Annotated in this window: 26 protein-coding genes and 2 pseudogenes; 17 read left to right on the top strand and 11 right to left on the bottom strand. The window is 73.1% G+C overall.

Going from position 1 to position 24,867, the window contains the following annotated elements; genetic code table 11:
• Nucleotides 1-34: 34 nt before the first annotated feature.
• Complete coding sequence (gene trxA / locus ACH4ZX_RS02255; protein ID WP_398266099.1) at nt 35-421, top strand: thioredoxin; 387 nt, start codon at nt 35-37, stop codon at nt 419-421.
• Nucleotides 422-623: 202 nt separating this feature from the next.
• Here the strand turns inward: trxA and ACH4ZX_RS02250 are convergent, their stop codons facing one another.
• The gene (locus tag ACH4ZX_RS02250) at nt 624-1,670 is read right to left on the bottom strand and encodes a LacI family DNA-binding transcriptional regulator (RefSeq protein WP_398266096.1); all 1,047 of its coding nucleotides are present in this window, start codon (nt 1,668-1,670) and stop codon (nt 624-626) included.
• 193 nt (nt 1,671-1,863) lie between these two features.
• Here ACH4ZX_RS02250 and ACH4ZX_RS02245 point away from each other — a divergent pair, with 193 nt between their 5' ends.
• Complete coding sequence (locus ACH4ZX_RS02245; protein WP_398266093.1) at nt 1,864-2,574, top strand: TetR/AcrR family transcriptional regulator; 711 nt, start codon at nt 1,864-1,866, stop codon at nt 2,572-2,574.
• A 5-nt stretch (nt 2,575-2,579) separates the two neighbouring features.
• Here ACH4ZX_RS02245 and ACH4ZX_RS02240 read toward each other — a convergent pair.
• Nucleotides 2,580-2,777: pseudogene (locus ACH4ZX_RS02240) on the bottom strand (IS110 family transposase); the annotation flags it as partial.
• Nucleotides 2,778-2,946: 169 nt separating this feature from the next.
• On the opposite strand from ACH4ZX_RS02240, the gene ACH4ZX_RS02235 reads away from it, so the two are divergent.
• A complete protein-coding gene (locus tag ACH4ZX_RS02235; RefSeq protein WP_398266091.1) occupies nt 2,947-4,080 on the top strand; it encodes an FAD-dependent oxidoreductase in 1,134 nt (377 codons plus the stop codon).
• Nucleotides 4,081-4,168: 88 nt separating this feature from the next.
• Here the strand turns inward: ACH4ZX_RS02235 and ACH4ZX_RS02230 are convergent, their stop codons facing one another.
• Nucleotides 4,169-4,849, bottom strand: coding sequence for a TetR/AcrR family transcriptional regulator (locus ACH4ZX_RS02230; protein WP_398266088.1), 681 nt, complete (start codon nt 4,847-4,849; stop codon nt 4,169-4,171).
• 100 nt (nt 4,850-4,949) lie between these two features.
• Here ACH4ZX_RS02230 and ACH4ZX_RS02225 point away from each other — a divergent pair, with 100 nt between their 5' ends.
• Nucleotides 4,950-5,513: an NAD(P)H-dependent oxidoreductase gene (locus ACH4ZX_RS02225; RefSeq protein ID WP_398266085.1), complete on the top strand. Its 564-nt coding sequence runs from the start codon at nt 4,950-4,952 to the stop codon at nt 5,511-5,513.
• Nucleotides 5,514-5,760: 247 nt separating this feature from the next.
• Here the strand turns inward: ACH4ZX_RS02225 and ACH4ZX_RS02220 are convergent, their stop codons facing one another.
• Nucleotides 5,761-6,642, bottom strand: a complete 882-nt coding sequence (locus ACH4ZX_RS02220; protein ID WP_398266082.1) for an LLM class F420-dependent oxidoreductase — start codon at nt 6,640-6,642, stop codon at nt 5,761-5,763.
• A gap of 234 nt (nt 6,643-6,876) precedes the next feature.
• On the opposite strand from ACH4ZX_RS02220, the gene ACH4ZX_RS02215 reads away from it, so the two are divergent.
• The 7 genes and pseudogenes from ACH4ZX_RS02215 (at nt 6,877) to ACH4ZX_RS02185 (ending at nt 11,938) form a co-directional block, all read left to right on the top strand.
• Nucleotides 6,877-7,335, top strand: a complete 459-nt coding sequence (locus ACH4ZX_RS02215; RefSeq protein WP_398266079.1) for a MarR family winged helix-turn-helix transcriptional regulator — start codon at nt 6,877-6,879, stop codon at nt 7,333-7,335.
• A gap of 100 nt (nt 7,336-7,435) precedes the next feature.
• Nucleotides 7,436-7,768, top strand: a pseudogene (locus ACH4ZX_RS02210) (MFS transporter); the annotation flags it as partial.
• 222 nt (nt 7,769-7,990) lie between these two features.
• Nucleotides 7,991-9,181, top strand: coding sequence for a CaiB/BaiF CoA transferase family protein (locus ACH4ZX_RS02205; protein WP_398266670.1), 1,191 nt, complete (start codon nt 7,991-7,993; stop codon nt 9,179-9,181).
• A 26-nt stretch (nt 9,182-9,207) separates the two neighbouring features.
• Entirely contained in the window at nt 9,208-9,333 is a 126-nt protein-coding gene (locus ACH4ZX_RS02200) for a hypothetical protein (RefSeq protein WP_398266076.1), read from the top strand.
• A complete protein-coding gene (locus ACH4ZX_RS02195; protein WP_360758426.1) occupies nt 9,326-10,072 on the top strand; it encodes a GntR family transcriptional regulator in 747 nt (248 codons plus the stop codon). The genes ACH4ZX_RS02200 and ACH4ZX_RS02195 overlap by 8 nt, the downstream gene beginning before the upstream one ends.
• Nucleotides 10,073-10,104: 32 nt before the next feature.
• Nucleotides 10,105-10,893, top strand: coding sequence for an electron transfer flavoprotein subunit beta/FixA family protein (locus tag ACH4ZX_RS02190; protein ID WP_398266072.1), 789 nt, complete (start codon nt 10,105-10,107; stop codon nt 10,891-10,893).
• A gap of 82 nt (nt 10,894-10,975) precedes the next feature.
• Complete coding sequence (locus ACH4ZX_RS02185; protein WP_398266069.1) at nt 10,976-11,938, top strand: electron transfer flavoprotein subunit alpha/FixB family protein; 963 nt, start codon at nt 10,976-10,978, stop codon at nt 11,936-11,938.
• A gap of 21 nt (nt 11,939-11,959) precedes the next feature.
• Here ACH4ZX_RS02185 and ACH4ZX_RS02180 read toward each other — a convergent pair whose 3' ends face one another.
• Nucleotides 11,960-12,667 (bottom strand): SDR family NAD(P)-dependent oxidoreductase, encoded by a 708-nt coding sequence (locus ACH4ZX_RS02180; RefSeq protein ID WP_398266066.1) that lies wholly within the window; start codon nt 12,665-12,667, stop codon nt 11,960-11,962.
• Nucleotides 12,668-12,769: 102 nt separating this feature from the next.
• On the opposite strand from ACH4ZX_RS02180, the gene ACH4ZX_RS02175 reads away from it, so the two are divergent.
• Nucleotides 12,770-13,609 carry a helix-turn-helix transcriptional regulator gene (locus tag ACH4ZX_RS02175; protein ID WP_398266063.1) on the top strand — a complete coding sequence of 280 codons (840 nt, stop codon included), beginning with the start codon at nt 12,770-12,772 and terminating at the stop codon, nt 13,607-13,609.
• 62 nt (nt 13,610-13,671) lie between these two features.
• On the opposite strand, the gene ACH4ZX_RS02170 is transcribed toward ACH4ZX_RS02175, so the two are convergent.
• Together ACH4ZX_RS02170 and ACH4ZX_RS02165 are read right to left on the bottom strand one after the other, a co-directional pair.
• Nucleotides 13,672-14,247: a PadR family transcriptional regulator gene (locus tag ACH4ZX_RS02170; RefSeq protein WP_398266060.1), complete on the bottom strand. Its 576-nt coding sequence runs from the start codon at nt 14,245-14,247 to the stop codon at nt 13,672-13,674.
• A 99-nt stretch (nt 14,248-14,346) separates the two neighbouring features.
• Entirely contained in the window at nt 14,347-15,798 is a 1,452-nt protein-coding gene (locus ACH4ZX_RS02165) for a hydrolase (protein WP_398266057.1), read from the bottom strand.
• A gap of 279 nt (nt 15,799-16,077) precedes the next feature.
• Here ACH4ZX_RS02165 and ACH4ZX_RS02160 point away from each other — a divergent pair, with 279 nt between their 5' ends.
• Complete coding sequence (locus ACH4ZX_RS02160) at nt 16,078-16,341, top strand: GlsB/YeaQ/YmgE family stress response membrane protein (protein ID WP_398266054.1); 264 nt, start codon at nt 16,078-16,080, stop codon at nt 16,339-16,341.
• 178 nt (nt 16,342-16,519) lie between these two features.
• Here the strand turns inward: ACH4ZX_RS02160 and ACH4ZX_RS02155 are convergent, their stop codons facing one another.
• Nucleotides 16,520-17,440, bottom strand: coding sequence for an NAD-dependent epimerase/dehydratase family protein (locus ACH4ZX_RS02155; protein WP_398266051.1), 921 nt, complete (start codon nt 17,438-17,440; stop codon nt 16,520-16,522).
• Nucleotides 17,441-17,502: 62 nt separating this feature from the next.
• Entirely contained in the window at nt 17,503-18,288 is a 786-nt protein-coding gene (locus ACH4ZX_RS02150; RefSeq protein ID WP_398266048.1) for a GNAT family N-acetyltransferase, read from the bottom strand.
• 432 nt (nt 18,289-18,720) lie between these two features.
• On the opposite strand from ACH4ZX_RS02150, the gene ACH4ZX_RS02145 reads away from it, so the two are divergent.
• Nucleotides 18,721-20,295: an alpha/beta hydrolase gene (locus tag ACH4ZX_RS02145; protein WP_398266045.1), complete on the top strand. Its 1,575-nt coding sequence runs from the start codon at nt 18,721-18,723 to the stop codon at nt 20,293-20,295.
• 32 nt (nt 20,296-20,327) lie between these two features.
• Here ACH4ZX_RS02145 and ACH4ZX_RS02140 read toward each other — a convergent pair whose 3' ends face one another.
• Entirely contained in the window at nt 20,328-20,753 is a 426-nt protein-coding gene (locus ACH4ZX_RS02140; protein WP_398266042.1) for a MarR family winged helix-turn-helix transcriptional regulator, read from the bottom strand.
• Between the two features lie 67 nt (nt 20,754-20,820).
• Between ACH4ZX_RS02140 and ACH4ZX_RS02135 the strand changes: the two genes are divergently transcribed.
• Entirely contained in the window at nt 20,821-21,267 is a 447-nt protein-coding gene (locus ACH4ZX_RS02135) for a PaaI family thioesterase (protein ID WP_398266039.1), read from the top strand.
• A 304-nt stretch (nt 21,268-21,571) separates the two neighbouring features.
• Nucleotides 21,572-22,672 carry a chemotaxis protein gene (locus tag ACH4ZX_RS02130; RefSeq protein ID WP_398266036.1) on the top strand — a complete coding sequence of 367 codons (1,101 nt, stop codon included), beginning with the start codon at nt 21,572-21,574 and terminating at the stop codon, nt 22,670-22,672.
• A gap of 29 nt (nt 22,673-22,701) precedes the next feature.
• Here ACH4ZX_RS02130 and ACH4ZX_RS02125 read toward each other — a convergent pair whose 3' ends face one another.
• Nucleotides 22,702-23,115 carry an SsgA family sporulation/cell division regulator gene (locus ACH4ZX_RS02125; RefSeq protein ID WP_398266034.1) on the bottom strand — a complete coding sequence of 138 codons (414 nt, stop codon included), beginning with the start codon at nt 23,113-23,115 and terminating at the stop codon, nt 22,702-22,704.
• 275 nt (nt 23,116-23,390) lie between these two features.
• Here ACH4ZX_RS02125 and ACH4ZX_RS02120 point away from each other — a divergent pair, with 275 nt between their 5' ends.
• Nucleotides 23,391-24,848, top strand: a complete 1,458-nt coding sequence (locus ACH4ZX_RS02120; protein WP_398266031.1) for a PP2C family protein-serine/threonine phosphatase — start codon at nt 23,391-23,393, stop codon at nt 24,846-24,848.
• Nucleotides 24,849-24,867 lie beyond the last annotated feature (19 nt).

Raw genomic sequence — 24,867 nt, 5'->3', positions numbered from 1 at the left:
CTCGACCCGACCCCAGGAAGCAGGGATTCACGTCATGAGCAGCACCGTGGAGCTCACCAAGGAGAACTTCGACCGGACGGTCACGGACAACGAGTTCGTCCTGATCGACTTCTGGGCGTCCTGGTGCGGGCCGTGCCGTCAGTTCGCCCCGGTGTACGAGAAGGCGGCCGAGGAGAACCCGGACCTGGTGTTCGGCAAGGTCGACACCGAGGCCCAGCCGGAGCTGGCGGCCGCCTTCGGCATCCAGTCGATCCCGACGCTGATGATCGTGCGTGACCAGGTCGCCGTGTTCGCACAGCCCGGCGCCCTGCCGGAGGCCGCCCTGACGGACGTCATCGGGCAGGCCCGCCGGCTGGACATGGACGAGGTCCGCAAGGCCGTCGCCGCGCAGCAGGCGCAGGCCGGGGAGAACGGGGAGTAGGACTTCCCGTTCCGGGGGCACCGTGTCATCCGGGGCACCGTGTCAGAAGGGACACGGCGCCCCGTTTTCGTGCACCGTCCACGGCCGACGGTCCTGACGGGCGGCGGCGCATCGGACTCTCGGCCTACTCCCGGCTCACGGCTCCGGGCTCCCGGACTCCGCGACGACGCGGTCGACGCCAACGCGATGCGCGGCCGGGCGTTCAACTGGAGTCGCGGTGCACCACCGCGGCTCCCAGCACCTTGTGCGTCTCGGGCGCGGCGCCGGGGTCGCGCACCGCGCGGTCGACCAGTTCGGCGAGGTCGCGGCCGGACGGCAGCTCGATGTGGACGGTGCTCAGGCGGGGCCGCAGCAGCCGGCCGAGCATCAGGTCGTCGGCGCCGATGACGGCCGTGTCCTCCGGGACGCGGACGCCCTCGTCCTGCAGGGCGCGCATCAGCAGCATCGCGTACTCGTCGTTGTACGCGAACACCGCGTCCAGGCCGAGGCCGCGCCAGCGGGCGGCGAGCCGGGCGGCGCTCTCCTCCGTGTGGGCGAGGGGCAGTTCGGTGACGGCGGCGCCGGTGCCGTGCAGGGCGCCGCGCACGCCGTTCAGGCGGGGCAGCGAGAAGGTCTCCAGTCCCTCCTCCTCGGGCACGACGACGCCGACGCGGCGCCGGCCGCGGTCGTACAGGTGGCGGGCCGCGCAGTGGCCGACGGCCTCGTGGTCCATGAGCAGGGCGTGGGCGCCCTCGACGGACTCCGGCCCGAGGGTGACGACGGCGCGGGCGCCGGAGCGCTTGAGCACGGCCACGCCCTGCGGCCCGATCCCGGCGCCGGGCACGAGGACGGCGACGGGGCGCAGTTCCGCCCAGGCGCGGGCGGCCTCGTCGCCGTGCAGGCCGACGGTGCCGTACTGCACGACCGTGTAGTCGAGGCGGCCGAGCTCCCACTGGAGCTCGTTGAGGAAGCGGCCGTACAGCGGGCCGACCGGGACGGCCGGGGCGGGCATCAGGACCATGCGGCTGTGTCCGGCGCGCAGGCTGCGGGCGGCCGCGTGCGGCACGTACCCCAGTTCCTTCGCGGCCTCGCGGACACGGCGGCGGGTGGGCTCGCTGATGCGCACGGCGCTGGTGTTGTTCAGGACGTAGGAGACGGTCGCGCGCGAGACGCCGGCCAGGCGGGCCACGTCGGCGCTCGTGGGCACGGAACGCGGCGTGGGTGACGGGGGCGCGGGCGTGTTCGGTATCTGCACCATGACGTACCGCATCTTGGCAGAAGCGCGGCCCGGCACTCCGAGGGGGTGAACGCGGAACCGGCCGGCCTCGGGAAACGATCGAAGCCGTATGGAGCGGCGCGAAGTCGTATGGAGCGGCGCGAAGCCGTATGGAGCCGTGCCGAGCACTGACGAACATGTTCGTGACGAACTTGTTCTTCACGAACATGTTCGTTACGGTGCTCGCATGACCAACCGCCCCGACACCCCCCGCAGCCGCCGTGAGCGCCCGGCCAAGCCCGCACTGAGCAGGGCGGGCATCGTGGCCACGGCCGTCGCCGTGCTGCGCGCCGAGGGTCTGCAGAAGGTGACCATGCGACGTCTGGCGCAGGAGCTCGACACCGGCCCGGCCTCGCTGTACGTCTACGTCCGCAACACCGCGGAGCTGCACGCGGCCGTCCTGGACGAACTCCTCGGGACGGTCGGCCCGGCGCCGGCGGGGGGTTCGTGGCGGGAGCGGCTGCGGGGTGTGCTCACCGCGTACACCGCGATGCTCCTCGAGCATCCGAGCCTCGCCCGGTCCGCGCTCACCGCCCGGCCCAGCGGGCCGAACTACCTGGACCTGATCGAGACGTTGCTGGCCCTGCTCGACGAGGGCGGCGTGCCGCCCGCGCAGGCCGCGTGGGGCGTGGACCTGCTGCTGCAGCTCGCCACCGCGACGGCCGCCGAGCACGCCGACGAGGCGTCCGAGGAGGACTGGGACGCCCTGCGCACCGCACTGCACAGCGCGTCCGAGCGGGACCGCCCGCACATCGCGGCCCTCGCCGGCCACCTGCTGTCCGGCGCCGGCCCCGAGGACCGCATGGCGTGGGGGTTCGAGGTGCTGATCGCCGGCATCGCGCGGACCGCCGTGCCCGTCTCACCGCAGCACCCGACCGACTCCGAGGAGTCTCAATGACGAAGTCAAGCCGCCTGCGTGACCGGCGGGGCGGAGGTGAAGGCTCGGTTGTCACGCAGCAGCGCCCACAGCACCCCGGCTCGTCGGCGGGCCAGTGCGATGACTGCCTGGACGTGCTTGCACCCCTCGCTGCGCTTCTTGAGGGAGAAGTCCCGGTTCGGGCCCTCGCGGATGATGCTGGTCTGCGCGGACATGTAGAACACCCACCCCGCTGTCATCTCCGTAATCAGCGACCGCACGAAGCGCGCACATCTCAATCAGCAGCCAGGGCGCCCCGGAGGACCGGGCGGCCACTCCTCGGAAGCCACTGAGGCAAGAACGCATGAGCCACACCCGGCCCTCCCGGGCCGCCTGACAACTTACGGAGAACTCATGACCGCCCACCACCCGATCGCGATCGTCGGCGCCGGACTCGGCGGCCTCACCCTCGCCCGCGTCCTGCACCTGCGCGGTGTCGAGGCCGCCGTGTTCGACCTGGAGGCCTCCCCCGACACGCGCACCCAGGGCGGCATGCTCGACATCCACGACGACTCCGGCCAGGAGGCGCTGCGGGCGGCGGGCCTGCACGAGGAGTTCCGCGCACTCGTCCACCGGGGCGGCGAGGCCATGCGGATCCTCGACAAGGACGCGGTGGTCCGCATGGACGAGCCGGACGACGGGGACGGCGAGCGCCCCGAGATCGACCGCGGCGACCTGCGCGATCTGCTGCTCGGCTCGCTGCCCGAGGGCACGGTGCGCTGGGGCGCGAAGGTCACCGGCGCGCGCCCGCTCGGGGACGGCCGGCACGAGGTGACGCTCGCCGACGGCGCCGCCTTCACCACGGACCTGCTGGTGGGCGCCGACGGGGCCTGGTCGCGGATCCGGACGCTGGTCTCCGACGCGGTGCCCGTCTACTCCGGCGTGTCCTTCGTGGAGGCCGACCTGCGGGAGGCGGACGTACGCCATCCGGTCAGCGCCGAGGTCGTCGGCGGCGGCCTGCTGTTCGCCCTCGGAGCCGGCAAGGGCTTCCTCGCGCACCGGGAGACCGACGGCAGCCTGCACGTGTACGCGGCGCTGCGGGTCGCCGAGGACTGGCTCGACTCGGTCGACTTCACCGACACCGCGGCCGCCAAGGCAGCCGTGCTGGAGCACTTCGCCGACTGGCACGAGAGCCTGCGGGCGCTGGTCGGCGACGCCGACGGCGCCCTGGTCCCGCGGCGGATCCACGCCCTGCCGGTCGGGCACCGCTGGGAGCGCGTCCCCGGCGTCACCCTGCTCGGCGACGCCGCGCACCTGATGTCCCCGTTCGCCGGGGAGGGCGCGAACCTGGCCATGCTCGACGGCGCGGAGCTGGGCCTGGCGCTCGCCGCGGCCCCCGGCGAGCCCGAGGCCGCGCTCGCGGCGTACGAGGAGAGGCTGTTCCCCCGCAGCGAGAAGTCGGCCGCCGAATCGGCCGCCAACGCCGTGCTGCTGTTCCGCGACGACGCGCCGCAGGGGCTGCTGGACGCGTTCGCCGTCTGGCGCTGAGCCGCCGCCGGGTCAGGCGGGCGGGCTGCCGGGTCGGACGGGCGGGCTGCCGGGTCGGACGGGCGGGCTGCCGGGTCGGACGGGCGGATCAGGCAGGCGACCGGGTCTGCGTCACCCGGGCCACCAGGTCGACCCAGCCCGCCTCGAGCCGTTCCATCGGCATCCCGCGCTCCCGGGTCAGATAGTGGATCAGACCGGGGTCGAGGTACCCCATCAGCACCTGGGCGAGCACTTCGCAGTCGGCGTCCGGCACGATCTGCCGCAGCAGGACGGTGACGTGCAGGGCGAGCGCCTGGACCGACGCGTGCGCGTACCGCCGGTTCGGCCCCGCCTGGGCGGCCAGCCGCAGATCCAGCTGCTCGGCCGAGCGGTACAGCACCGCCACGCCGAACGCCCGCAGCCGGTCCAGGGGCGGCGCGCCGGGGCCGAGCGGCGGCGGTCCGCCGAGGAAGTCGGCCTGCAGCTTCTTCGCCGAGTGGTCGAGCAGCGCCATCAGCAGTCCGGTGCGGTCGCCGAACCGGCGGAAGACGGTGCCCTTGCCCACGTCGGCCGCCACGGCCACCGCCTCCATCGTGACCCCGTCCACACCGTGCTCGGCGATCAGGCGGGCGGCCGCCTCCAGCAGCCGGGCACGGTTGCGCGCGGCGTCGGCCCGCAGACACGGCTCGTCCTCGAGGGAGCTGAGCTGAAGCAACTGGGGCTCACCGGACGGCTGGACCGACTCGGAGAAAGGCGGCAGGGCGCTCGACATGAGGACAGCGTAAAGCATGGGAACAAAACTGGACCGCGGTCCGCTTAGCGTGTACAACAGTTAAGCGGACCTCGGTCCGCATTGCACGACCATGACTCGCACCCCCCTTGGAGTTCCCATGTCTGTTCGCATCCTTGCCCTCGTCGGCAGCCTTCGCTCCGGTTCGCACAACCGCCAGCTCGCCGAGGCGGCCGCCAAGCTGGCCCCCGAGGGCGCCGACGTCGTACTGTTCGAGGGCCTCGGCGACATCCCCTTCTACAACCAGGACATCGACGTCGAGGGCAGCGTCCCGGCCGCCGCCGCGGAGCTGCGCGAGGCCGCCAAGGCCGCAGACGCCTTCCTGCTCTTCTCCCCCGAGTACAACGGCTCCATCCCGGCCGTCCTGAAGAACGCCATCGACTGGCTGTCGCGTCCGTACGGCGCCGGCGCCTTCGGCGGCAAGCCGGTCGCCGTGATCGGCACCGCCTTCGGCCAGTACGGCGGCGTGTGGGCGCAGGACGAGACCCGCAAGTCCGTGGGCATCGCCGGCGGCAAGGTGATCGAGGACATCAAGCTGTCCATCCCCAACTCCCTCACCCGCTTCGCCGAGACCCACCCGGCCGACGACGCCGAGGTCGCCGCCCAGGTCACCGAGGTCGTCGCCCGCCTGCGGGGCCACGCGGGCGAGGCCGTCGCCGCCTGATCCCAGCCTGGTCCCGGCCTGATCCCAGCCGGATCGCGGTAAGGCGCGGACACGGCGGGCCGCCCCCGAGGCCCGACCGGTACCGCGCACCCCGAGAGGCCGGAGCCACGCGCTCCGGCCCCTTCCGCGCAGCCCCTTCCGCGCAGCCCCTTCCGCGCAGCCCCTTCCGCACGGCCGCCGTCGCCGTCGGTGCCGGAACCGCGCAGGCCGGCTCTCGGCGTGCCGCCCGCAGCGGGCCCGCCGACGCTCAGTCCAGCTCGGCCAGGCGCTGGACCGCCGGGGCCGCGAAGCTCTCGATCCAACCGGCCGGCCGCCCTGTGCGCGGGGCGAGGATCACGGTGTCGAGGCCCAGCTTCGTGTAGCCCTCCATGTCCCTGAGGAAGGCGTCGAGGTCGCCCGTGGTGGCCGGTTCCCCCGTGTAGGTGACGGTCCTGCGGATCGCGTCGTGGTCGCGCCGCTCGGCGTCGCAGTGGCCGCGCAGCACGTCGAGCTTGTGCCGGACCTCCTCCGGCGAGGTCGCGAACAGATTGCAGGCGTCGGCGTACCGGGCGACCAGACGGAGCGTCTTCTTCTCCCCGCCACCGCCGATCATGATCTCGGGCCGGGGACTGCTGACCGGCGCCGGGACGCACAGGGTCTCGGCCAGCCGGTAGTGGCGCCCCTCGAACGGGCCGTTGTCGTCCGGATCCCACATCCGCAGGCAGATGCGCAGGGTTTCCTCCAGCCGCTCGAACCGCTCGGCGAGCGGCGGGAAGGGCACCCCGAGACCCTCGTGCTCACGGCCGTACCAGGCCGCCCCGATGCCGAGGGTGGCACGGCCGCCGGAGAGCACGTCCAGCGTGGTGGCGATCTTGGCGAGCAGTCCGGGACGCCGGTAGGTCACGCCGGTCACCAGCGCGCCGAGCCGGACCGTGGAGGTGTGCCCCGCCAGGTAGCCGAGTGTCGTGTACGCCTCCAGCATGGGGTCCTCGGCGCCGCCGTTGAACTCCATCTGGAAATAGTGGTCCATCACCGACAGCCAGCTCACCCCGGCGGCCTCGGCCGCGGCGCCCGCCGCCGCCAGTTCGGCGGCGAGGGCCGGTCCGCCGCCGGGGTGGTCGAACCGATTGATGTGCACGCCCACGCGCATGTCCGTCTCCGTCCTCACAGGCCTTCGCCGTCCCTGTCGACGCTAGGTCTTCGAGAGTTCTCGAAGTCAAGCGCCGCCGGCCCGGGGGGCCCGGTCGATGTACGCGGGTACGCGCACGGACGACGCCACGCCCCGGAAAGTTGCATGCGCGCCATACACGCAAACGCTGACATTTTCAACGGTGCACTATCCTTGAGAGCAGCCAGCCATCCCGGGACGGAGGACCCCAGGCCCATGACCGCGACGGATCCGGCGCTCACCGCCCTTGCCCAGGGCTGGTGCGCCCTCTCGCTGCTGCACGGCAGGATCGAGGCCCACATCGAGCGCGCCCTGCAGGCCGGGCACGACCTGAGCGTGCGCGAGTACTCCCTGCTGGACGTGCTGAGCCGGCAGCACGACGGCGAGGGCGGCCATCTGCAGATGAAGCAGGTCGCGGACGCGGTCGTGCTCAGCCAGAGCGCGACGACCCGGCTGGTCACGCGCCTGGAGGACCGCGGGCTGCTCACCCGCTACCTCTGCCCGACCGACCGGCGCGGCATCTACACGAACGTCACCGAGGCGGGCCTCGAACTGCTGGAGCGGGCCCGCCCCACCAACGAGGCGGCGCTGCGCGAAGCCCTGGACGAGGCCGCGCGGAACCCGGAACTCGCCCCGCTCGTCACGGCGGTCGAGACGCTCCACACGCCCGCCTGAGATCCGGCCCCGAACAGCCCCCGCCCCACACCGAAGCAGCGGGGGCTTTCGCCTGCCCACTTACTTGCAGACGACCACTACCCGCTCCAGCCACCACAGGCTGACGCTGATCGGCGCCCTGGGCTTCGCCACCGTGCCCCCGCTGCAGAAATGGGTGCTCGACCAGGCCGCGGCCGCTCCGACGCTGGCCTCCGCCGCCAACATCGGCGCCTTCAACCTCGGCAACGCGCTGGCCGCCTGGCTGGGCGGCGTCGTCATCGCGGCCGGCCTCGGCTACACCGCCCCCAACTGGGTCGGCGCCCTCCTGTCCGGCGCGGCGCTGCTGCTGTCCGTCCTCGCCGCCTTCCTCGACCGGCGAACCCGGTCCGCCGGGCGAATCGTGGCCGCGTCCCCGCAGGCCGACACCGTGCCGGCGGCCACGGCCCGGCCCTGACACCGGGTGACGATTCCTGGCCGGGCGACGGCTCTCCTTGGGGCGCGGGGGCCGGGGCGGGCGGGCGTGCGTGGACGGGCGGCGGTCGCGGCGCCATTGTTGCGTACAAAGTGCCGGCATTGCACGGGGTCCGCACGAGCGGGCGGCCCGGGCACGGCGAAGGGACGCTGGTCACAGCGGCGCAGGACCCGTTGACACGCCCGCGCATTTGGCCGTACAAATCTGTGCGTGCAGCAACTTCCCCTGTCGGGTATTACCGTGATCAGCCTGGAGCAGGCGGTGGCCGCCCCGTACGCCACCCGGCAGCTCGCCGACCTCGGCGCCCGGGTGATCAAGGTGGAACGGCCGGGCGAGGGCGACTTCGCCCGCCGCTACGACACGACCGTGCACGGCCACTCCAGTTACTTCGTGTGGCTCAACCGCTCCAAGGAATCCCTCACGCTGAACCTGAAGGACCCGCGCGGCCTGGACATCCTGCACCAACTCCTGGACGGCGCCGACGTGCTGGTGCAGAACCTCGCGCCGGGTGCCGCCGCCCGGCTGGGCCTCGGCGCCGACTCGCTCGCCGAGCGCCGGCCGCGGCTGATCCCGTGCACGATCTCCGGCTACGGCACGTCGGGACCGTGGGCCGACCGCAAGTCGTACGACCTGCTGGTGCAGTGCCAGACCGGCCTGGTGTCGCTGACCGGAACCGCCGAGGAGACGGCACGGGTCGGGATCTCCGTCGCGGACATCGCCGCCGGGATGTACGCCTACACCGGCATCCTCACCGCGCTGTACACGCGGGCCACCACCGGGCGGGCGCACCCCGTGGAGGTGTCCCTGTTCGAGGCGCTGGCCGAGTGGATGGGCCAGCCCGCCTACTACACGCGCTACGGCGGCGGCCAGCCCGCCCGCCTCGGCACCCAGCACCCCACCATCGCCCCGTACGGCGCGTTCACGGCCGCCGACGGCGGACAGGTGCTGTTCTCCATCCAGAACGAGCGCGAATGGGCGGCCCTGTGTTCGGAGTTCCTCGGGCGGCCCGCCCTGACGGACGACCCGCGCTTCGCCACCGGCTCCGACCGCGTGGCGCACCGCGACGAAATCAACGCGATCGTCGCCGAGCGCTTCGCCCGCTCGAGCGCCGAGGAGATCCTCGCGGTCCTGGAGGAGATCGGCATCGCCTGCGCCGGGGTCAACGACGTCGCCGCCTTCCTCGACCACCCGGTGCTGGCGGCCCGCGGCCGCTGGCAGGATGTCGCCGTGCCCGGCGCCACGGTACCGGCGTTGCTGCCGCCGGCCGACCTCGCCGGGCTGCCCGCGCGCATGGACCCCGTCCCGGACGTGGGCGAGCACACCGACGCGATCCTCGCCGAACTCGGCCGTACCCGCGACGACATCGAGGCGCTGCGCGCCGACGCTGTCATCTGACCGATGTGGACCGGGAGTTGTGTGCGATGAGCGTGCTGGACATCTGCGCCGACGGCGAGCGGCTCGTCGTGCGGACGGTGCGCGGCACGAACGAGATCCAGCGTGACGTGATCGCCTCGCAGCCGGTGGCCAGGGGTGGTCTGGATGGCTGAGCAGCCGCAGCGGGAGAGCACCTACTTCCGGCTGGCGCGCACCTTGCGGGCGGCGATCCTGCGCCACGACTACCCCGACGGCGTCCGGCTGCCCACCGAGGCCGAGCTGGCACGCACGCACGGGGTGAGCCGGCAGACCGTGCGCCGGGCGTTCCAGGACCTCGTGGCGGAGGGCCTGGTGTACCGGGTGCCCGGGCGCGGTACCTTCGCCACCCCGCGCGAGGAGCAGTACCTGCGTCAGTTCGGCTCGGTGGACGATCTGATGGGCCTGTCCATCGACACCCGCATGGACGTCGTCACGCCCCTGCACCGACGGGTGGACGTGGACGCGGCGGGCCGGCTCGGCCTGCGCACCGACCGGGTGCACAGCCTGGCCTTCCTCCGGCTGCACGACGACGTCGCCTTCTGCCACACCTCCGTGTGGCTGCCGCCTTCCGTCGGCCGGCTGCTGGAGTCGGTACCGGAGCTGACACTGCCGGGCACCCCGCACGCCGTCACCGTCATCGGCCTGCTCGACCAGCGGCTGCCCGAGCCGATCGCCGAGGCCGAGCAGAGCATCACCGTCGCCGAGGCCACCCCGGAGATCGCCGGGCACCTGGGCTGCGCACCGGGCCGCCCCCTGCTGCGCATCGACCGCGTCTACCACACGGTCGCCGGACAACTCGTCGAGCTGTCCATCAGTCACTTCCTGCCCGAGCACTACTCGTACCGCGTACGTCTGCGGCGCAGCGGCCAGTGAGGCCCTGCGGACATCCGAACGGAGAGATCGTCGTGAGCTTGAGGATCGTTGTCACTGTGAAGTACGTGCCCGACGCCACTGGCGACCGGCACTTCGCCGATGACCTGACCGTCGACCGGGACGACGTGGACGGTCTGCTCTCCGAGCTGGACGAGTACGCGGTCGAGCAGGCGCTGCAGATCAAGGAGAACGCGGACGACGACGTGGAGGTCACCGTCCTGACGGTGGGTCCGGAGGACGCGAAGGACGCGCTGCGCAAGGCGCTGTCGATGGGTGCGGACAAGGCGGTCCACGTCGAGGACGACGATCTGCACGGCACGGACGCGATCGGCACCTCGCTGGTGCTGGCGAAGGCGATCGAGAAGGCCGGCTACGACCTGGTGGTCTCCGGCATGGCCTCCACCGACGGCACCATGGGCGTCGTCCCGGCGCTGGTGGCGGAGCGGCTGGGCGTGCCGCAGGTCACCCTGCTGTCGGAGGTGTCGGTCGAGGACGGCGTGGTGAAGGGCCGCCGGGACGGTGACACGGCCTCGGAGCAGCTTCAGGCGTCGCTGCCGGCGGTGGTGTCGGTGACCGACCAGTCCGGCGAGGCGCGTTACCCGTCGTTCAAGGGCATCATGGCGGCCAAGAAGAAGCCGGTTCAGTCGTGGGACCTGTCCGACCTGGACATCGAGGCCGAGGAGGTCGGCCTGGAGGGCGCCTGGACCAAGGTCGAGTCGGCCGCGCAGCGTCCGGCCCGCAGCGCGGGCACGATCGTCAAGGACGAGGGCGAGGGCGGCAAGCAGCTGGCCGAGTTCCTTGCGGAGCGCAAGTTCATCTGATGCGGTCTCGCGGCCCAGAAGTTCATCTGAGCCCGGCTCGCTGACCACCCTCAATCCTTCGTTATCGCAGGAGAGCATTCCCATGGCTGAAGTTCTCGTCTACGTCGACCACGTGGACGGTGCCGTCCGCAAGCCCACGCTGGAGCTGTTGACGCTGGCCCGCCGGATCGGCGAGCCGGTCGCCGTCGCCCTCGGCAACGGTGCCGCCGGCACCGCCGCCGTGCTCGGCGAGCACGGCGCGACCCGCGTGCTGACGCACGAGGCGTCCGAGTACGCCGACTACCTCGTCGTGCCGAAGGTGGACGCCCTCCAGGCCGCCGTCGCCGCCGTCTCCCCGGCCGCCGTACTCGTGCCGTCCTCCGCGGAGGGCAAGGAGATCGCCGCGCGTCTGGCGCTGCGCACCGGCTCCGGCATCATCACCGACGCCGTGGACCTGGAGGCCGGCGAGGACGGCCCGGTGGCCACCCAGTCGGTGTTCGCCGCGTCGTTCACCACCACCTCCCGTGTCGCCAAGGGCATCCCGGTCATCACCGTCAAGCCCAACAGTGCCGCCGTCGAGGCCGCCCCGGCCGCCGGCAGCGTGGAGGCGCTGGAGGTGTCCTTCTCCGCACTGGCGACCGGTACGAAGGTGACCGGCCGCACGCCGCGGGAGTCGACCGGGCGTCCGGAGCTGACCGAGGCGGCGATCGTGGTCTCCGGCGGCCGCGGCGTGAACGGCGCGGAGAACTTCGCGCTCGTCGAGGCGCTCGCCGACTCCCTCGGCGCCGCCGTCGGCGCCTCCCGCGCCGCGGTCGACGCGGGCTGGTACCCGCACACCAACCAGGTCGGCCAGACCGGCAAGTCCGTCTCCCCGCAGCTGTACATCGCCAACGGCATCTCCGGCGCCATCCAGCACCGGGCCGGCATGCAGACCTCGAAGACCATCGTGGCCGTCAACAAGGACCCCGAGGCCCCGATCTTCGACCTGGTCGACTACGGCGTCGTCGGCGACCTCTTCGACGTCGTCCCCCAGCTCACCGAGGAGATCAACGCCCGCAAGGGCTGAGCCGGCCGGTTCGGGGGCGGCTCACCAGGGCAGCGTGCCCTCGGCGTCGAAGTAGCCCCCGGTCGGGCCGTCCGGTCCGATCCGCGCCATGCGGACGATGATCTCGGCGCCCTGCTCCACGGTCTGCGTGCCGGTGCGGCCGTTCAGGTCCGTGGCCGTGAAGCCGGGCTCCACGGCGTTGATCCGGATGTCGGGCAGCGCCTTCGCGAACTGCACGGTGACCATGTTGACGGCCGCCTTGGAGGACGGGTAGGCCACGCCCGGGTAGAAGTACGCCGGGGAGGCGGGGTCGGTGGCCTTGGCCGGCGAGGCCAGGCCGCTGCTGACGTTGACCACGACCGGCGCGGCCGAGTGGCGCAGCAGGGGCAGGAAGGCGTGGGTGACGCGGACCACGCCGAAGACGTTCGTCTCGAACACCCGGCGCATGTCGTCGGCGGTGACGTCCGCGGCCCCGGGCACGGAGTTGTCCGGGCCCCGGGACTCGATGCCGGCGTTGTTGACCAGCACGTCGAGCCCGCCGCCGGCCCCGACGGTCTCGGCCGCGGCGGCGACGGAGGCGTCGTCGGTGACGTCGAGGAGGACGAACCGCGCGCCGAGTTCGTCGGCGGCCCGGCGGCCGCGCTCGGCATCCCGGCTGCCGACGTAGACGGTGTGGCCCGCCGCACGGAGTCGGCGGGCGGTCTCGAAGCCGAGGCCCTTGTTGGCTCCGGTGATCAGTGTTGTCGTCATGCGGCCAGCCTCCGGCGCGGAGCCGCGGGCAGCCAGAAGACCCCTCTTCCTGGGACTACGGGTACCAGGCACCGGCGCCGTCGGCGGTGTTGACTGGGGGGCATGACGTCGACGGAGCTCGGGAAGGCGCTGCGGCGCTGGCGCGACCGGGTCGCCCCGCAGACCGCCGGGCTGGCGGCCGGCGGGCGCCGGCGCGCGGCCGGGCTGCGGCGCGAGGAGCTGGCGATGCTGGCCGGGATCTCGGTCGACTACGTCGTCCGCCTCGAACAGGGCCGGTCGGCCAACCCGTCCGGGCAGGTCGTCGAGGCGCTGGCCCGCGCGCTGCGGCTGTCGGGCGACGAGCGGGCTTACCTGTTCCGGCTGGCGGGGCTCGTGCCGCCGGGCCCGGAGACGGTGCCCGGGTACCTCACGCCCAGTGTCCAGCGGCTGCTGGACCGGCTCGTGGACACGCCCGTCGGCGTCACGGACGCGGCCGCGACGCTGCTGCTGGCCAATCCGATGTACGCGGCGCTGATGGGGGATCCGTCCGGCCTGCGGGGCTTCGAACGCAACGGCGTGTGGCGCAACTTCCTCGGCGCGCCGACCCGGGTCCGGCACACGCCGCAGGAGAAGCGGGCGTTGCTGGTCTCCATGGTCGCCGAACTGCGCGCGACCGCCGCACGGTATCCCGCCGACCGCCGACTGCGCCGTCTGATAGAGGAGTTGCGGGAGAAGAGCGAGCTGTTCGGCGAGCTGTGGGACGCGGGGGTGGTCGGCCGGCTCGAGTCCTCGCGCAAGACGATCGAGCACCCGCAGGTCGGTGTGCTGACGCTGGACTGCGATGTGCTGAGTGTGGCGGGCAGCGATCTGCGGCTGCTCGTGTACACGGCCGAGCCGGGCACCGAGGCGGCCGAGAAGCTGGCGCTGCTGGCGGTCCTCGGCACCCAGAGCATGGTCGACTAGGACGTCCGGGCAGCACATCGGGGGGAGCCGCCGACACCCCGGCATCGGGGGGCGGGGCGGACTCAGCGCAGTGCGGAGGCCCGCTGTTCGAGGCGGCGCAGGGCGGTGCGCGCCCACTCGACGTTGGCCCGTTCGAGGGCGAGGCCGCCCAGCAGGGTGAGGTAGGGGCCGATGCGTTCGGCGGTGGCGAAGTAGTCGTCCTCGTCGCGTCCGGCGAGGAGGCGTTCCCGCAGGCGCTCGTAGCGGGCGAGCTTGGCGGCGGACCGCTCCATGCGCTCGACGACGGCGGCCCGTACGGCCTCGATGTCACCGGTGTCGCCGATGTCGACGCACTGGACCTTGACCATCAGCTCGTCCCGGATGGCCGTCGGCCGGGCGGGGACGTCGGCCACGTAGTCGCGGAGCACCGCGAGACCGGCGTCGGTGAGCGAGTAGAGCCGCTTGTTGGGGCGCCGTTGCTGCTGCACGACCCGCGCGGAGACCAGTCCCTCGCTCTCCATGCGCTCCAGCTCGCGGTAGAGCTGCTGTGGGGTGGCCATCCAGAAGTTGGCGACCGAGGCCTCGAAGCCCTTCGCGAGGTCGTACCCGGATGCCTCGCCCTCCAGGAGCGCGGCCATCACAGCGTTGCGCAATGCCATTGCCCCAAATTAACACTGCGTTGATCAGCGCAGGGGTGGTCGTCGGGGGCCTGTGGGGCCCCGGCCGGTCCTCGGCGGACCGGGCAGGGCCCCGGCGGGTCAGCTGACGTTCAACGCGGTGTCGTCGATGACGAACGACGTCTGGAGGGTCGAGCCCTCGGTACCGGTGAACTTCAGGGTGACGGTCTGGCCGGCGTAGCTCGCCAGGCTGAAGCTGCGCTGCGTGTAACCGCCGGCGGCGTTGAGGTTGGAGTAGGTCGCCAGGGTGCCCAGGACCGTTCCGGAGCTGTTGAGGACCTGGACCTTGAGCGTGTCGTAGGCCGTGCTGGTGGTGGTCTCCGCCGTGTCGACGTGCAGGTAGAAGCTCAGGGTGGCGGTGGTGCAGCCGGACGGGATGGTCACCGACTGGGAGAGGGTGTCGGTGTTGGCGGAGCCGTAGCCGTTCAGCCATGCGTAGTAGGAGCCCGTACGGGCCGACTCGCCGGTGGAGTTGGTGATGACGCCGCTGGTGGCGCTCCACGTGGTGGCGCCCGACTCGAAGCCGTTGTTGCCGAGCAGCTGGGCGGCGGTGCAGGTGCCGGAGCCGCCGCCACCGCCGCTGCTGGTGCCCGCGCCGGCCAGCCACGCGGTGGCGTTCAGGGCGAGCGCGGCGTTGGTCGCGCCGGAGTCGTTCCAGCCGTCGTAGAGGGTGTTGCCGGACTGGCCGGTGCCGTCGTCGATGGGCGAGCTGTCGCCCCAGAAGGCGACCCGGCCGCTGCCGAAGGTGCTGGTGGCGAAGAACGCGCCGGTGTTGCCGGAGTAACCGGTGCGGTACAGCAACCCCTTGACGGAGGAGTTGTCCGACGGCTTCAGGGTGGCGGTGGTGCCGCTGGCGATCAGGCTCTTGGTGACGGTGCCGAACGAGCCGTGCAGCACGGGGTCGGTGCTGTCGCTGATGGCCGTCGGGTAGTCGGAGCTGATGCTGAGCGAGTCGACGGAGAAGCCGAACGGGTCGGTGGAGTCGACGCTGTTGTTGGTCATCAGGTCGTTGAAGATCTCGACCGCGTCGTAGCCGTCGTTGTTGCGGTCGGCGCCGGTGTGGTCGGAGATCATGAACAGCCCGCCGCCGTTCTTGACGAAGTTCATGATCGCCGTCTTCTCGGCGGTGGTGAAGAGGGTGTTGGGCTCCGGCAGGACCAGCGTGTCGAAGTTCGACAGGTCGGTGGTGGAGGAGCCGCCGTAGCTGAGGCTGGAACCCGACGGCAGGGTCTTCTGGCTGTAGCTGCCGGTCTTCTGCAGGGCGACGCCCCAGGAGGACAGCGCGCCGGTCCAGTCGGTCTCGGCGGACGGGGAGGAGTTCTGGCCGAGCGGGTCGGGCTGGCTGGTGGAGATGATCCAGTCGGCGTTGCCGGCCGTCTCGGCGTGGGCGTTGTCGAACAGGATGCGGTGGGTGGTGGCCGCGTGGGCGGGCGTGGCGGTGGCCGTGGCCTGCACGGCGGCGCCCGCGGTGAGGAGGCCGAGTGCGGCGAGGGCCGTGGTGAGTCTGTGGCGGAACCTGGTGTGTCCGAGCATCCGGCATACCTCCGTGGGGAGTCGGGGACGAAGCGGTGCGGGGGCCGGAACTACGCGCGTAGAAGCAGCGCATCCGCGCGCGTAGACATCCGGTCGCACGACACCCGTGCGACCGATCGGTTGAACCGTACATGGCAAGACGTTGGCTGAACAGGCGTCTTCGGAATGCTGCGCCCCAAGATTGACCCAGCGTTGGCCAGTGGTTGAACTCGAGCGGACTGTACGGGGTGCGAGGGGGCATGAGCACTGTGCGGGGACCTTGAAGAAATGGGGTGGAGAATGGAGATCTCCGGCATCATCAGCGCCATCGTGATCGGCATCGTCATCGGCGTTCTGGGCCGCCTCGTGCTGCCCGGCCGCCAGCGCATCGGCATCCTGCTGACGATCGTCGTCGGTATCGTCGCCGCGCTGATCGGGTCCGCGATCGCGAACGCGCTCGGCGTCGCCGACACGAAGGGCGTGGACTGGATCGAGTGGCTCATTCAGATCGCCCTGGCCGCGCTGGGCATCGCCGCGCTGGACCGGTCGCGGGTGCACCGCTGACGGCCTCGGGCACGCGGCAGACCGCTGCGGGCGTGCCGCGGACACGCCGGCGGACGGGCGGGCGGGCCCGATCGGACGGGCCGCCGCCCGGCCGCGGGCCGGGGGCCCGCCGACGGCCGGCCCCCGGCTGACCGCCGTCCGGCCGCCGACCAGCCGCCGTTCGGACCCCGTCGGCCGCTCAGCCGGCCTGGGCCAGGGCCGCCAGACCCTCGCGCGGAGACGGGTGGGCAGGGCTCCAGCCCAGTTCCCGCTCCGCCTTGGCCGTGCGGACCCGCAGGTTCGTCGACATCACGGCGTGCGCGTACGACATCGGGCGCATCAGCCACAGCGGCACCTTCATCGGCCTCGGCAGCCCGAACCGCTCCGCCACGCACAGGAGATGGGCGCGGAACCCGAGCGGGGTGCGGTCCGCGACGTGGTAGGCCTGACCGGGGCGGCCGCGTTCCACCGCCGCCACCACCGCGCGCGCCGCGTCGGTGAGCTCCACCCACGGCAGGACCCGGCCTTCGTCGTCGGGAACGGGCAGTTGCCGCCTGCGCAGCATCGGCAGGAGGGCGTCGGTGCCGCCGGGCCCGTAGAACAGGCCGAAGCGGAGGGCGACGCCCTCCAGACCGGCTGCCGAGAAGGTGAGTTGTTCCTTGACGCGCATGCCCTCCAGGTGCCGTTCCAGTTCCGGCGTGGTGCCGTGCGGTCCGAAGACGTCGTCCTCGGTGAGGGGACGGTCGCCGAAGTCCCCGTAACCGTGGCCGAAGACCATGGACTCGCTCACGAAACGGCGGGCGCCCGTGGCCTGCGCGGCCTCGACGAGATGGGCGGTGCCCTCGGTGCGCAGCGCGTCGGTGGCGTACATGTCGCGGTGCCGCACGGGCGCCTTGCGCAGGGCTGTCGCCGCGTGGATCACGGTGTCGAAGCGCCGTCCGGCGACCGCGCGCAGCAGGGCTTCGCGGTCCAGCAGGTCGGCGCGGACGTCGTTCGCGGGCCCCCGCCCGAGCCCGGTCACCTCGTGGCCCGCCTCGGTCAGGGCGCGGGTGATGTGCCGGCCGAGGACGCCGCTCGCGCCGGCGAGGAGGACGCGCTGGTTCTCGCTGTTCGTAGTCATGCCCCTGCGACGGACCGAACGGCCGCGGATGTGACATCGCCCCCCGCGGTGGGCGACCTGCGTCAGGCGGCAGGCGGTGTGTACGTGTACGGGGTGGTCGTGGTCAGTGACTGGAAGCCGAGGCGCTCCAGGATGGGGCGGCTCCGGGCGGAGGCGTCGACCTGGAGGTAGCGGTATCCGCGCTCGACGGCGGCCCGGGCCCGGTGGGCGACCAGGGCCCGGTAGACACCGCGGCCGCGCCACGCCTCGACGGTGCCGCCGCCCCACAGGCCGGCGAAGCCGGTGCCGGGCACCAACTCCATGCGGGCGGCGCTCACCGGCTCGTCACCGGCGAGCGCCACGACGGCGACGATCGTGTCGGGACCGGCCGTGAGCCGGGCGAGCAACTGGTCGCGCATCCGGGAGGCGTCGCCGCCGAAGGCCTTCTCGTGCACGTCCGCCGCGAGACCGACGCCCGCCGCGTCGGTGACGGGCAGCAGCCGGATCCCCGCGGGCGGCTCGGCGTCGAGGTCGAGGTCCGCCGCCTCGGCGATCATCAGCGTCTCCTCGGGCAGGGGCACGAACCCGGCGCCCCTCAGCCGCCGGCCGAGGTCCACCGGCAGGTCGTGCCCGTACAGCTTCCACTCGAACGCGCGTCCCAGACCGGTGAAGTACGCGATCTGCCCGGCGATCGCCGCGTCCGCGCCCGCGGTGTCCAGTCCGGACCAGAGGACGCCGTTCCAGCCCTGTGCCGTGGCGACCTGGCGGACGACGGCGCCGACCCGCTCCACGCGGGCGTCCGGGCCGTCCGGCCGGGCCCCTTCGCGCATGCGGCGGTCGTAGAGCGCGAGTACCGGGGAACGATCCATGCGGTCACTCCAGCATCGGGCGGTGTCCGGCGGCAACGGCTTTACGCGGGGGCCGCGGCGCCCTCGCCGTGGCCCCACCGGCCCGCGGCGAGACGAGCGCGCACCGCCGATCGCGGTCGCGGGCGCCGGTCGCGGGCGCCGGTCGCGGTCGCTGGCGCCGGTCGCGGGCGCCGGCGCCGGTCGCGGTCGCGGGCGCTGGCGCGGCAGTCGATGCGGGCCGGGATGCGGCCGATGCGGCTCTTCGGGAGGTCTGGGGCACCCCGGCCGGGGCCACCCGGTCACCCGGCGACGTGTGGCGCGCCGGGGCGGCGGGGAGGCTCCTCGGGGTGGCCGGAGCCGGGGCGCTCGTCCGGAGGCGGGGCCCGTGGCGTCCGCTTATCGTGAGCGAGGGGCGCCGTTCCACCGGTCCGCGACGGTTCCCTGGAGGCATGGATGGTGGCCAAGCTGTCGAGGCGGTCCGCCGTCCCGCGCTGCGCTCTCACCGGCGCCGTCGGCCTGGCCCTGCTCGGCGCGGGACTGCCCGCGGCGGCCTCCGAAGGCGCCGGCCCCGACCTGACCCGGTTCTACGCCCAGAAGGTCGCCTGGTCCAGGTGTGACGGGCCGGACATGCCCGCGGACCTGCAGTGCGGCAAGGTCACCGTGCCCCTCGACTACGCCAGGCCCGGGGCGGGGACGCTGGACCTGGCCCTCGCCCGCTACCGGGCGACGGGGAGGAAGCGGGGCTCGGTCGTGCTGAACTTCGGCGGCCCGGGCGGCGCGGGCGTCAATGAACTCGCTTCCGGAGCGCAGGAGTTCATGGGGCTGACGAACGGTTACGACGTGGTGTCCTTCGACCCGCGCGGCGTCGGCAGGTCCTCACCGGTCAGCTGCGGCGACGGCTCCGAGGAAGCCGCGGCCGCACTCGACGCGGACACGGACGTCAGCGATCCGAAAGCCGGGCTGGCGCTGCTGCGGAAGGCCGCCGCCGCATGCGCGCGCAACTCGGGGCCCGTGCTGCGCCACATCGGCACCGTGAACGCCTCGCGCGACCTGGACGTGATACGCCAGGCCGTCGGCGACGAGAAGCTCAACTACCTCGGTTTCTCCTACGGGACCCGGCTCGGCGCGGTGTACGCCGCGCAGTTCCCCGGCAAGGTGGGGCGGTTGGTGCTCGACGGAGTCGACACGCTGACCGAGCCGCTGGCCGAGCAGGGGCTGGCGGGCGCCGAGGGGCAGCAGAGGGCGCTGGAGGACTTCATCACCTGGTGCACGAAGGACGTCGCCTGCCCCTTCGGACAGGATCCGCGCGCCGCCCGTGAGCAGGTGGTGCGGCTCGTCCGGTCGCTGGACGAGAACCCGGTGCCGATGGGCCTCGGCGGCGGCTTCACCGGGCAGGATCTCGCGGGCGCCATCGGTCAGGCCCTCTACAGCAGGCGGTTGTGGCCCTCCCTGGAGCGCGCGCTCGCCGATCTGCTGGAGGACGGGGACACGCGCGTGGTCATGGGCTTCGCATCCGCCGGGACGGCCGTTCCCGCCCGGCGGGCTCACCACAGCGGGCTGGTCGACGAGGAGGACGTGCCGGTGGACAACCTCCCGGCGGCGCTGATGGCGGTCAACTGCGCGGACGACCCCGACCGTCCGACCGCCGGCCGCATCACCCGGGACCTCGGCCGGCTGCGCGCCCGGTACGAGGAGGCGTCGCCGGTGTTCGGCCGCTACCGGCTCACCGAGGTGCTGATGTGCTACGGCCGCCCCAGGGGCACCGACTTCATCCGCGACGAGGTGCACGACGTGCGGACCCCGAAGATGCTCCTGGTCGGCACGCGGGGCGACCCGGCGACGCCGTACCGGTGGACGGTGGAGACGGCGCAGCGGCTCGGCTCCTCGGCCGTCGTGCTGGACAACAGGGGCGAGGGGCACACCGGTTACGCCTCCGCCCAGTGCGTGCACCGCAAGGTCGACGCGTTCCTGCTGTACGGCTCCCTGCCGGCCGACGGCAGTTCCTGCGGATCGGAGCACGACGACTGAGGAACCGCGGTCACTCGCAGAGCGGGTGGGGGTCAGGGCTCCCAGTGCGCGAGGCGGTCCAGGGCGCCGGTGGTCTTGAGGAAACCGTCGTCACCGAGCAGGCCCCGCAGTTCGGCGTTGAAACGGTCGATCTCCGGTTGCGCGGCCCGCAGGGCGGCATGCCCACGGTCGCTCAACTCCAGTACCACCGCCCGGTGTTCGCGGGGATGCGCCCGCTTGTGCAGCAGGCCAGCCGTGGTGAGCCGCCCGACGAGTCCGGTGACGGCGGATTCGCGAAGGCCGAGGGTGCGGGCGAGTTCCTGCTGGGTGGTGCCGGGCCGGTCGTGGACCGCGAACAGCGCGCCGAGCTGGGCGGTGGTGACCCCGGCGGCCGCGAGGCAGCGCCGGTCCGCCGTGGTGCGCAGCCGGTGGGCCGCCCGCTGCAACAGGAAGAACAGGCGCTGGTCGGGCTCGGACATGGGCCGATCTTGACAGACCCGACCGGTCCGCGCCACCCTCACTTCACTGATGAAGTGAGGAGAGCCCGTGCCTGGAACCCTCGGTCTGGAGCCGGCCCGCGAGACGCTCGCGGCCCAGCCCTTCAGCACGCTGCTCGGCGCCCGCCTGACGGCGTTCGGCCAGGGCGAGGCGACGCTCGAACTGGACATCCGCGAGGAGCTGTTGCAGCAGTACGGCTTCGTCCACGGCGGAGTGCTCGCGTACGCGGCCGACAACGCGCTGACCTTCGCCGCGGGGTCGGTCGCCGGCAGCGGACTGATCACCGCCGGGTTCACCATCGACTACCTGCGGCCGGCCACGGGCGAGACGCTGCGCGCCCACGCCCGGGTGGTACGGGCCGGGCGGACCCGCGTCGTGTGCCGGTGCGACCTGGTCACGACCGACGCGGCGGGCGTCGAGACGCTGTGCGCCGTGGCCCAGGGGACCGTCTCGGTGACCGGCCCCGCGACCCCGGCCCGCGGCGGACCGGCTTGAGACGGACCGGCCCGCCAGGGACCGGTTTGAGACGGACCGGCGCTCCGCAGACCGGCCCGCCGCAGGCCGACCCGAGGAGGACCGGCCGGGAGCATCGTGGGGTGGAGCGACCGGCCGTCGAGCGACCCGCCGTCGAGCGACCCGCCGCGAGGCGGCCCGCCGCGAGGCGGCCCGCCGCGAGGCGGCCGGGTCGCCGGGGCGCCGGGGCGCCGGGACACCGGGGCGCCGGGAGCCGAACCCTTCGCCCGTTTAGCCCCTAACTCTCCCTGATGCCCGATTCGCGAAACGGACCTATCGTGCTGTCATGGAGCACGACCTGAGCCCCGCGTCCCTGTCCGAGCTGCGACGTCCCCGCCCCTATCCGGCCGTGTCGGTGCTGACGCCCACGCATCGCCGCCGCGGGCCGGTGGACGCGCAGGACCGGGTCCGGCTGCGCAACGCCGTGGCCGAGGCCAGGAGGCAGCTGGAATCCGATCCCGCGGTCACCCGGGAACGGCGCACCGACGTGACGCACCAGCTGGACCTGGCGCTGTCCGAGGTGGACCTGTCGCGCGCCGAGGACGGTCTGGCGATCTTCGCCGCCCCGGGCGAGCACCAGGTGTGGGCGCTCGCCCGCTCCGTGCCGGAGCGCGTGGTGCTGTCGGACACCTTCCTGACCCGCAACCTCGTCTCCGCGCACGCCGCGGCACGCCCGTTCTGGGTGCTGGCGGTCTCCGCCGACCGCGTCACGCTGTGGAGCGGCGGCGCGAACCGCGTCGTGGAGCACCGGGACGACGTCTTCCCCCTGACCAGGCGCCCGGAGAACTTCGACGCCGAGCGGCAGGAGCGGATCGGCGACATGCCGAGCACCTACCGCGACGAGGACACCCGCCACTTCCTGCGCGAGGCCGACGCCGCCATGGGCAGGCTGCTGCGCGAACAGCCGCGACCGCTGTACGTCACCGGCGAACCGGCCGCTCTGGCGGTCCTGGACGAGGCCGGCGGCGTGGTCAAGGAGGCCGTGCACGCCCCCCACGGGGGTCTCGCGCACGGCAGCCCGGACGCCGTGTGGCAGGCGGTGCAGCCGATCGTCGCGGACAACGAGCGCAGGAGCACCGACGCCCTGTCCCGGGAGCTGGTGACGGCGAAGGGCCGCAAGGCGTTCGCGGCCGGTGTCGACGAGGTCTGGCAGAACGCGCGTGAGGGCCGGGTACGCCTGCTCGTCGTCGAGGAGGACTACCGCGTGACCGTGCGCGACACCGACGGCGACCATCTGGTCCCCGCCGCGAGCGGCGACCTGGACGCCCGTGAGGACATCGTGGACGAGATCGTCGAGCAGTGCCTGGAGACCGGCGCGGAGGTCCGCTTCGTGCCGGACGGCACCCTGGGCGACGCCGCGGGGATCGCCGGGGTGCTGCGGTACTGAGGCCGCGCCCGGGCGCGGCCGGCCCGGCCTCAGACGTTGCCGAACAAGGCGCTCAGCCCCCGGTCGACGGCCTGGCCGACGTCCTCCTGGCCGGCCGCCACGACGGCGTACGTGCGCAGCAGGAACCGGCTCAGGGCGGGCGTGTCGAACTGCAGCAGGGCCAGACCGTACGGCGAGTGGAGCTCCAGCACCGTGCGGGCCCGGCCGCACGGCCACAGGTGCACGTCTCCGCCGCCCGCCGGCCCGTACAGCCCCTCCTCCAGGAGGCTGCGGGCGAAGGTCCAGGTCACCCCCGTGCCGTCGAGGGAGACCTCGGGCGGGAAGTCGACGTGGACCGCCAGCGGGTCCCCGGAGGTGTAGCGGAGGGTGGCCGGGACGGGGAGTTCCTGCTCGTCCGCGGTGATCAGGCGACCGCGGGCGGGCTGCTCGAGGGTGATGTCCATGGGTCGGTCTCCCCTGCGGGTCGGAGGTCGGCCGGATTGCCGTGTGGTGTTACGACCTCGCAGGTGCCGTTTGCATTACACCGGAGCACCCACCAATTGATGTGACCTCCGTCACTTCCGATTCGGCCGACCCGCCCGCGAAGACGGTGGCATATGCCAGAAGCACCACCGGATCGGGTGTTGCCAAATCCCTTACAGCGCGTCGCGGGCTGTGCAACAGTCGTAACGGTCCCTCCGTCCGTCCTGGCCGTACCGTCCCCGCATCGGAGTGCGTCATGCCGTCCCACCTCTCCGCGGACCGCCCCGCCGCCCAGCCGCCGGGACGCGGCTCGGTGGACGCGCTCATATCGCAGACGCGGCGGCTCAAGGGAGACGTGGACGCCGTACGGCGGGACACCCACGGCGACGGATCGGACCCGCAGGACCGCTGGCAGCGGGCGCTGTGCGACCTCGCGCTGCACCAACTGGACGATCTCGGCGTCCACTTGGCGCAACTGCGGGACGGCCACCCGGCCGCCTCGCCCGCGCCCGAGCCGCCGGCCGCCGCGCCACCCCCGCCCGACGGCGGCTCGCTGCTCAGCAGGGTGGGCAGCGCGGAGTGGAACCTGCTGACGGACGAGGCCAGTTGGTCCGCGGAGCTGTACCGGATCCTGGGCCGCGACCCCGCCGCTCCCCCGCTCACCCTCGACGAGCTGCCCTCCCTGGTACTCGACGAGGACCGGCCGAAGCTGACCGCGATGGTGACCGAGTGCCTCGTCGACGCCAAGCCGATCGACGGCGAGTTCCGCGTGGTGCGCCCGGACGGCGAGGTACGCACCGTGCACATGATGGGCGAGCCGGTGCTCGACACCGACGGCGGCACGGCCTCGATGTGGGCCGTCCTGCGCGACGTCAGTGAACTGCGCCGCCACCGGCGTGCGGTGAGCGAGACCCGTGACTCGCTCCGGCACCACCGGCAGCGCGAGCAGACCGAGCACCGGCTTGCGGTCGAGCTGCAGGAGGCCGTGCTGCCGCCGTGGCGCGGCTCCCTGCGGCTCCCGCACCGCGGTCCCGAGACCCTGGACCTGGCCGCCCGGTACCTGCCGTCCGCGGTCGGCGCCGCGATCGGCGGAGACTGGTACGACGCGCTGGAACTGCCCGGCGGAGAGACCCTGTTGAGCGTCGGCGAACTGACCGGGCACGGCGTCGCCGCGACCTCGGGCATGGCCACGCTGCTCGGCGCGGTACGCGGGATGGCCGTGGTCGGCACCGCGCCCGGCCGGCTGATGTCCTGCCTCAACCAGTTGCTCGACGCCACCGTCCAGCCCGCCCTGGGCAGCGCCGTCTGCTGCCGCTACCGGCCGGAGACCCGCACCCTGACCTGGGCGCAGGCAGGACACCCCGCCCCGCTGCTGTACCGCGGCGGGACGGGGCGCGGGCTGCCGGCACCGCACGGGGTCCCGCTCGGCGCGACCTCGGGTGCCGTCTACGGGCAGGCCGAGGAGACCCTCGACGCGGGCGACGTGCTCCTGCTGTACACCGGCGGCCTGGTGCCCGGGCACGGCGGGTCCCCCCGCGCGGGCGAAGCCGACAGCGGAGGAGCAACGGCGGCCCGGAACCCGCTGCTCGACCTGGCCCCCCGGTTCGCCGAGGCACGCACCGCACAGGACTGCGTGCGGCTGGTCGTGGAGGAGTTCGGCGAGAGCGAGCGCGAGGACGACGCCTGCGTGCTCGTGGCCAGGGTGATCGGGTGACCGGAGACGGCACCGGTCC

It is taken from the genome of Streptomyces sp. NPDC020490 (genome assembly GCF_044335305.1).
Classification (GTDB): domain Bacteria; phylum Actinomycetota; class Actinomycetes; order Streptomycetales; family Streptomycetaceae; genus Streptomyces.
This window is presented reverse-complemented; position numbering and strand designations above follow the sequence as displayed.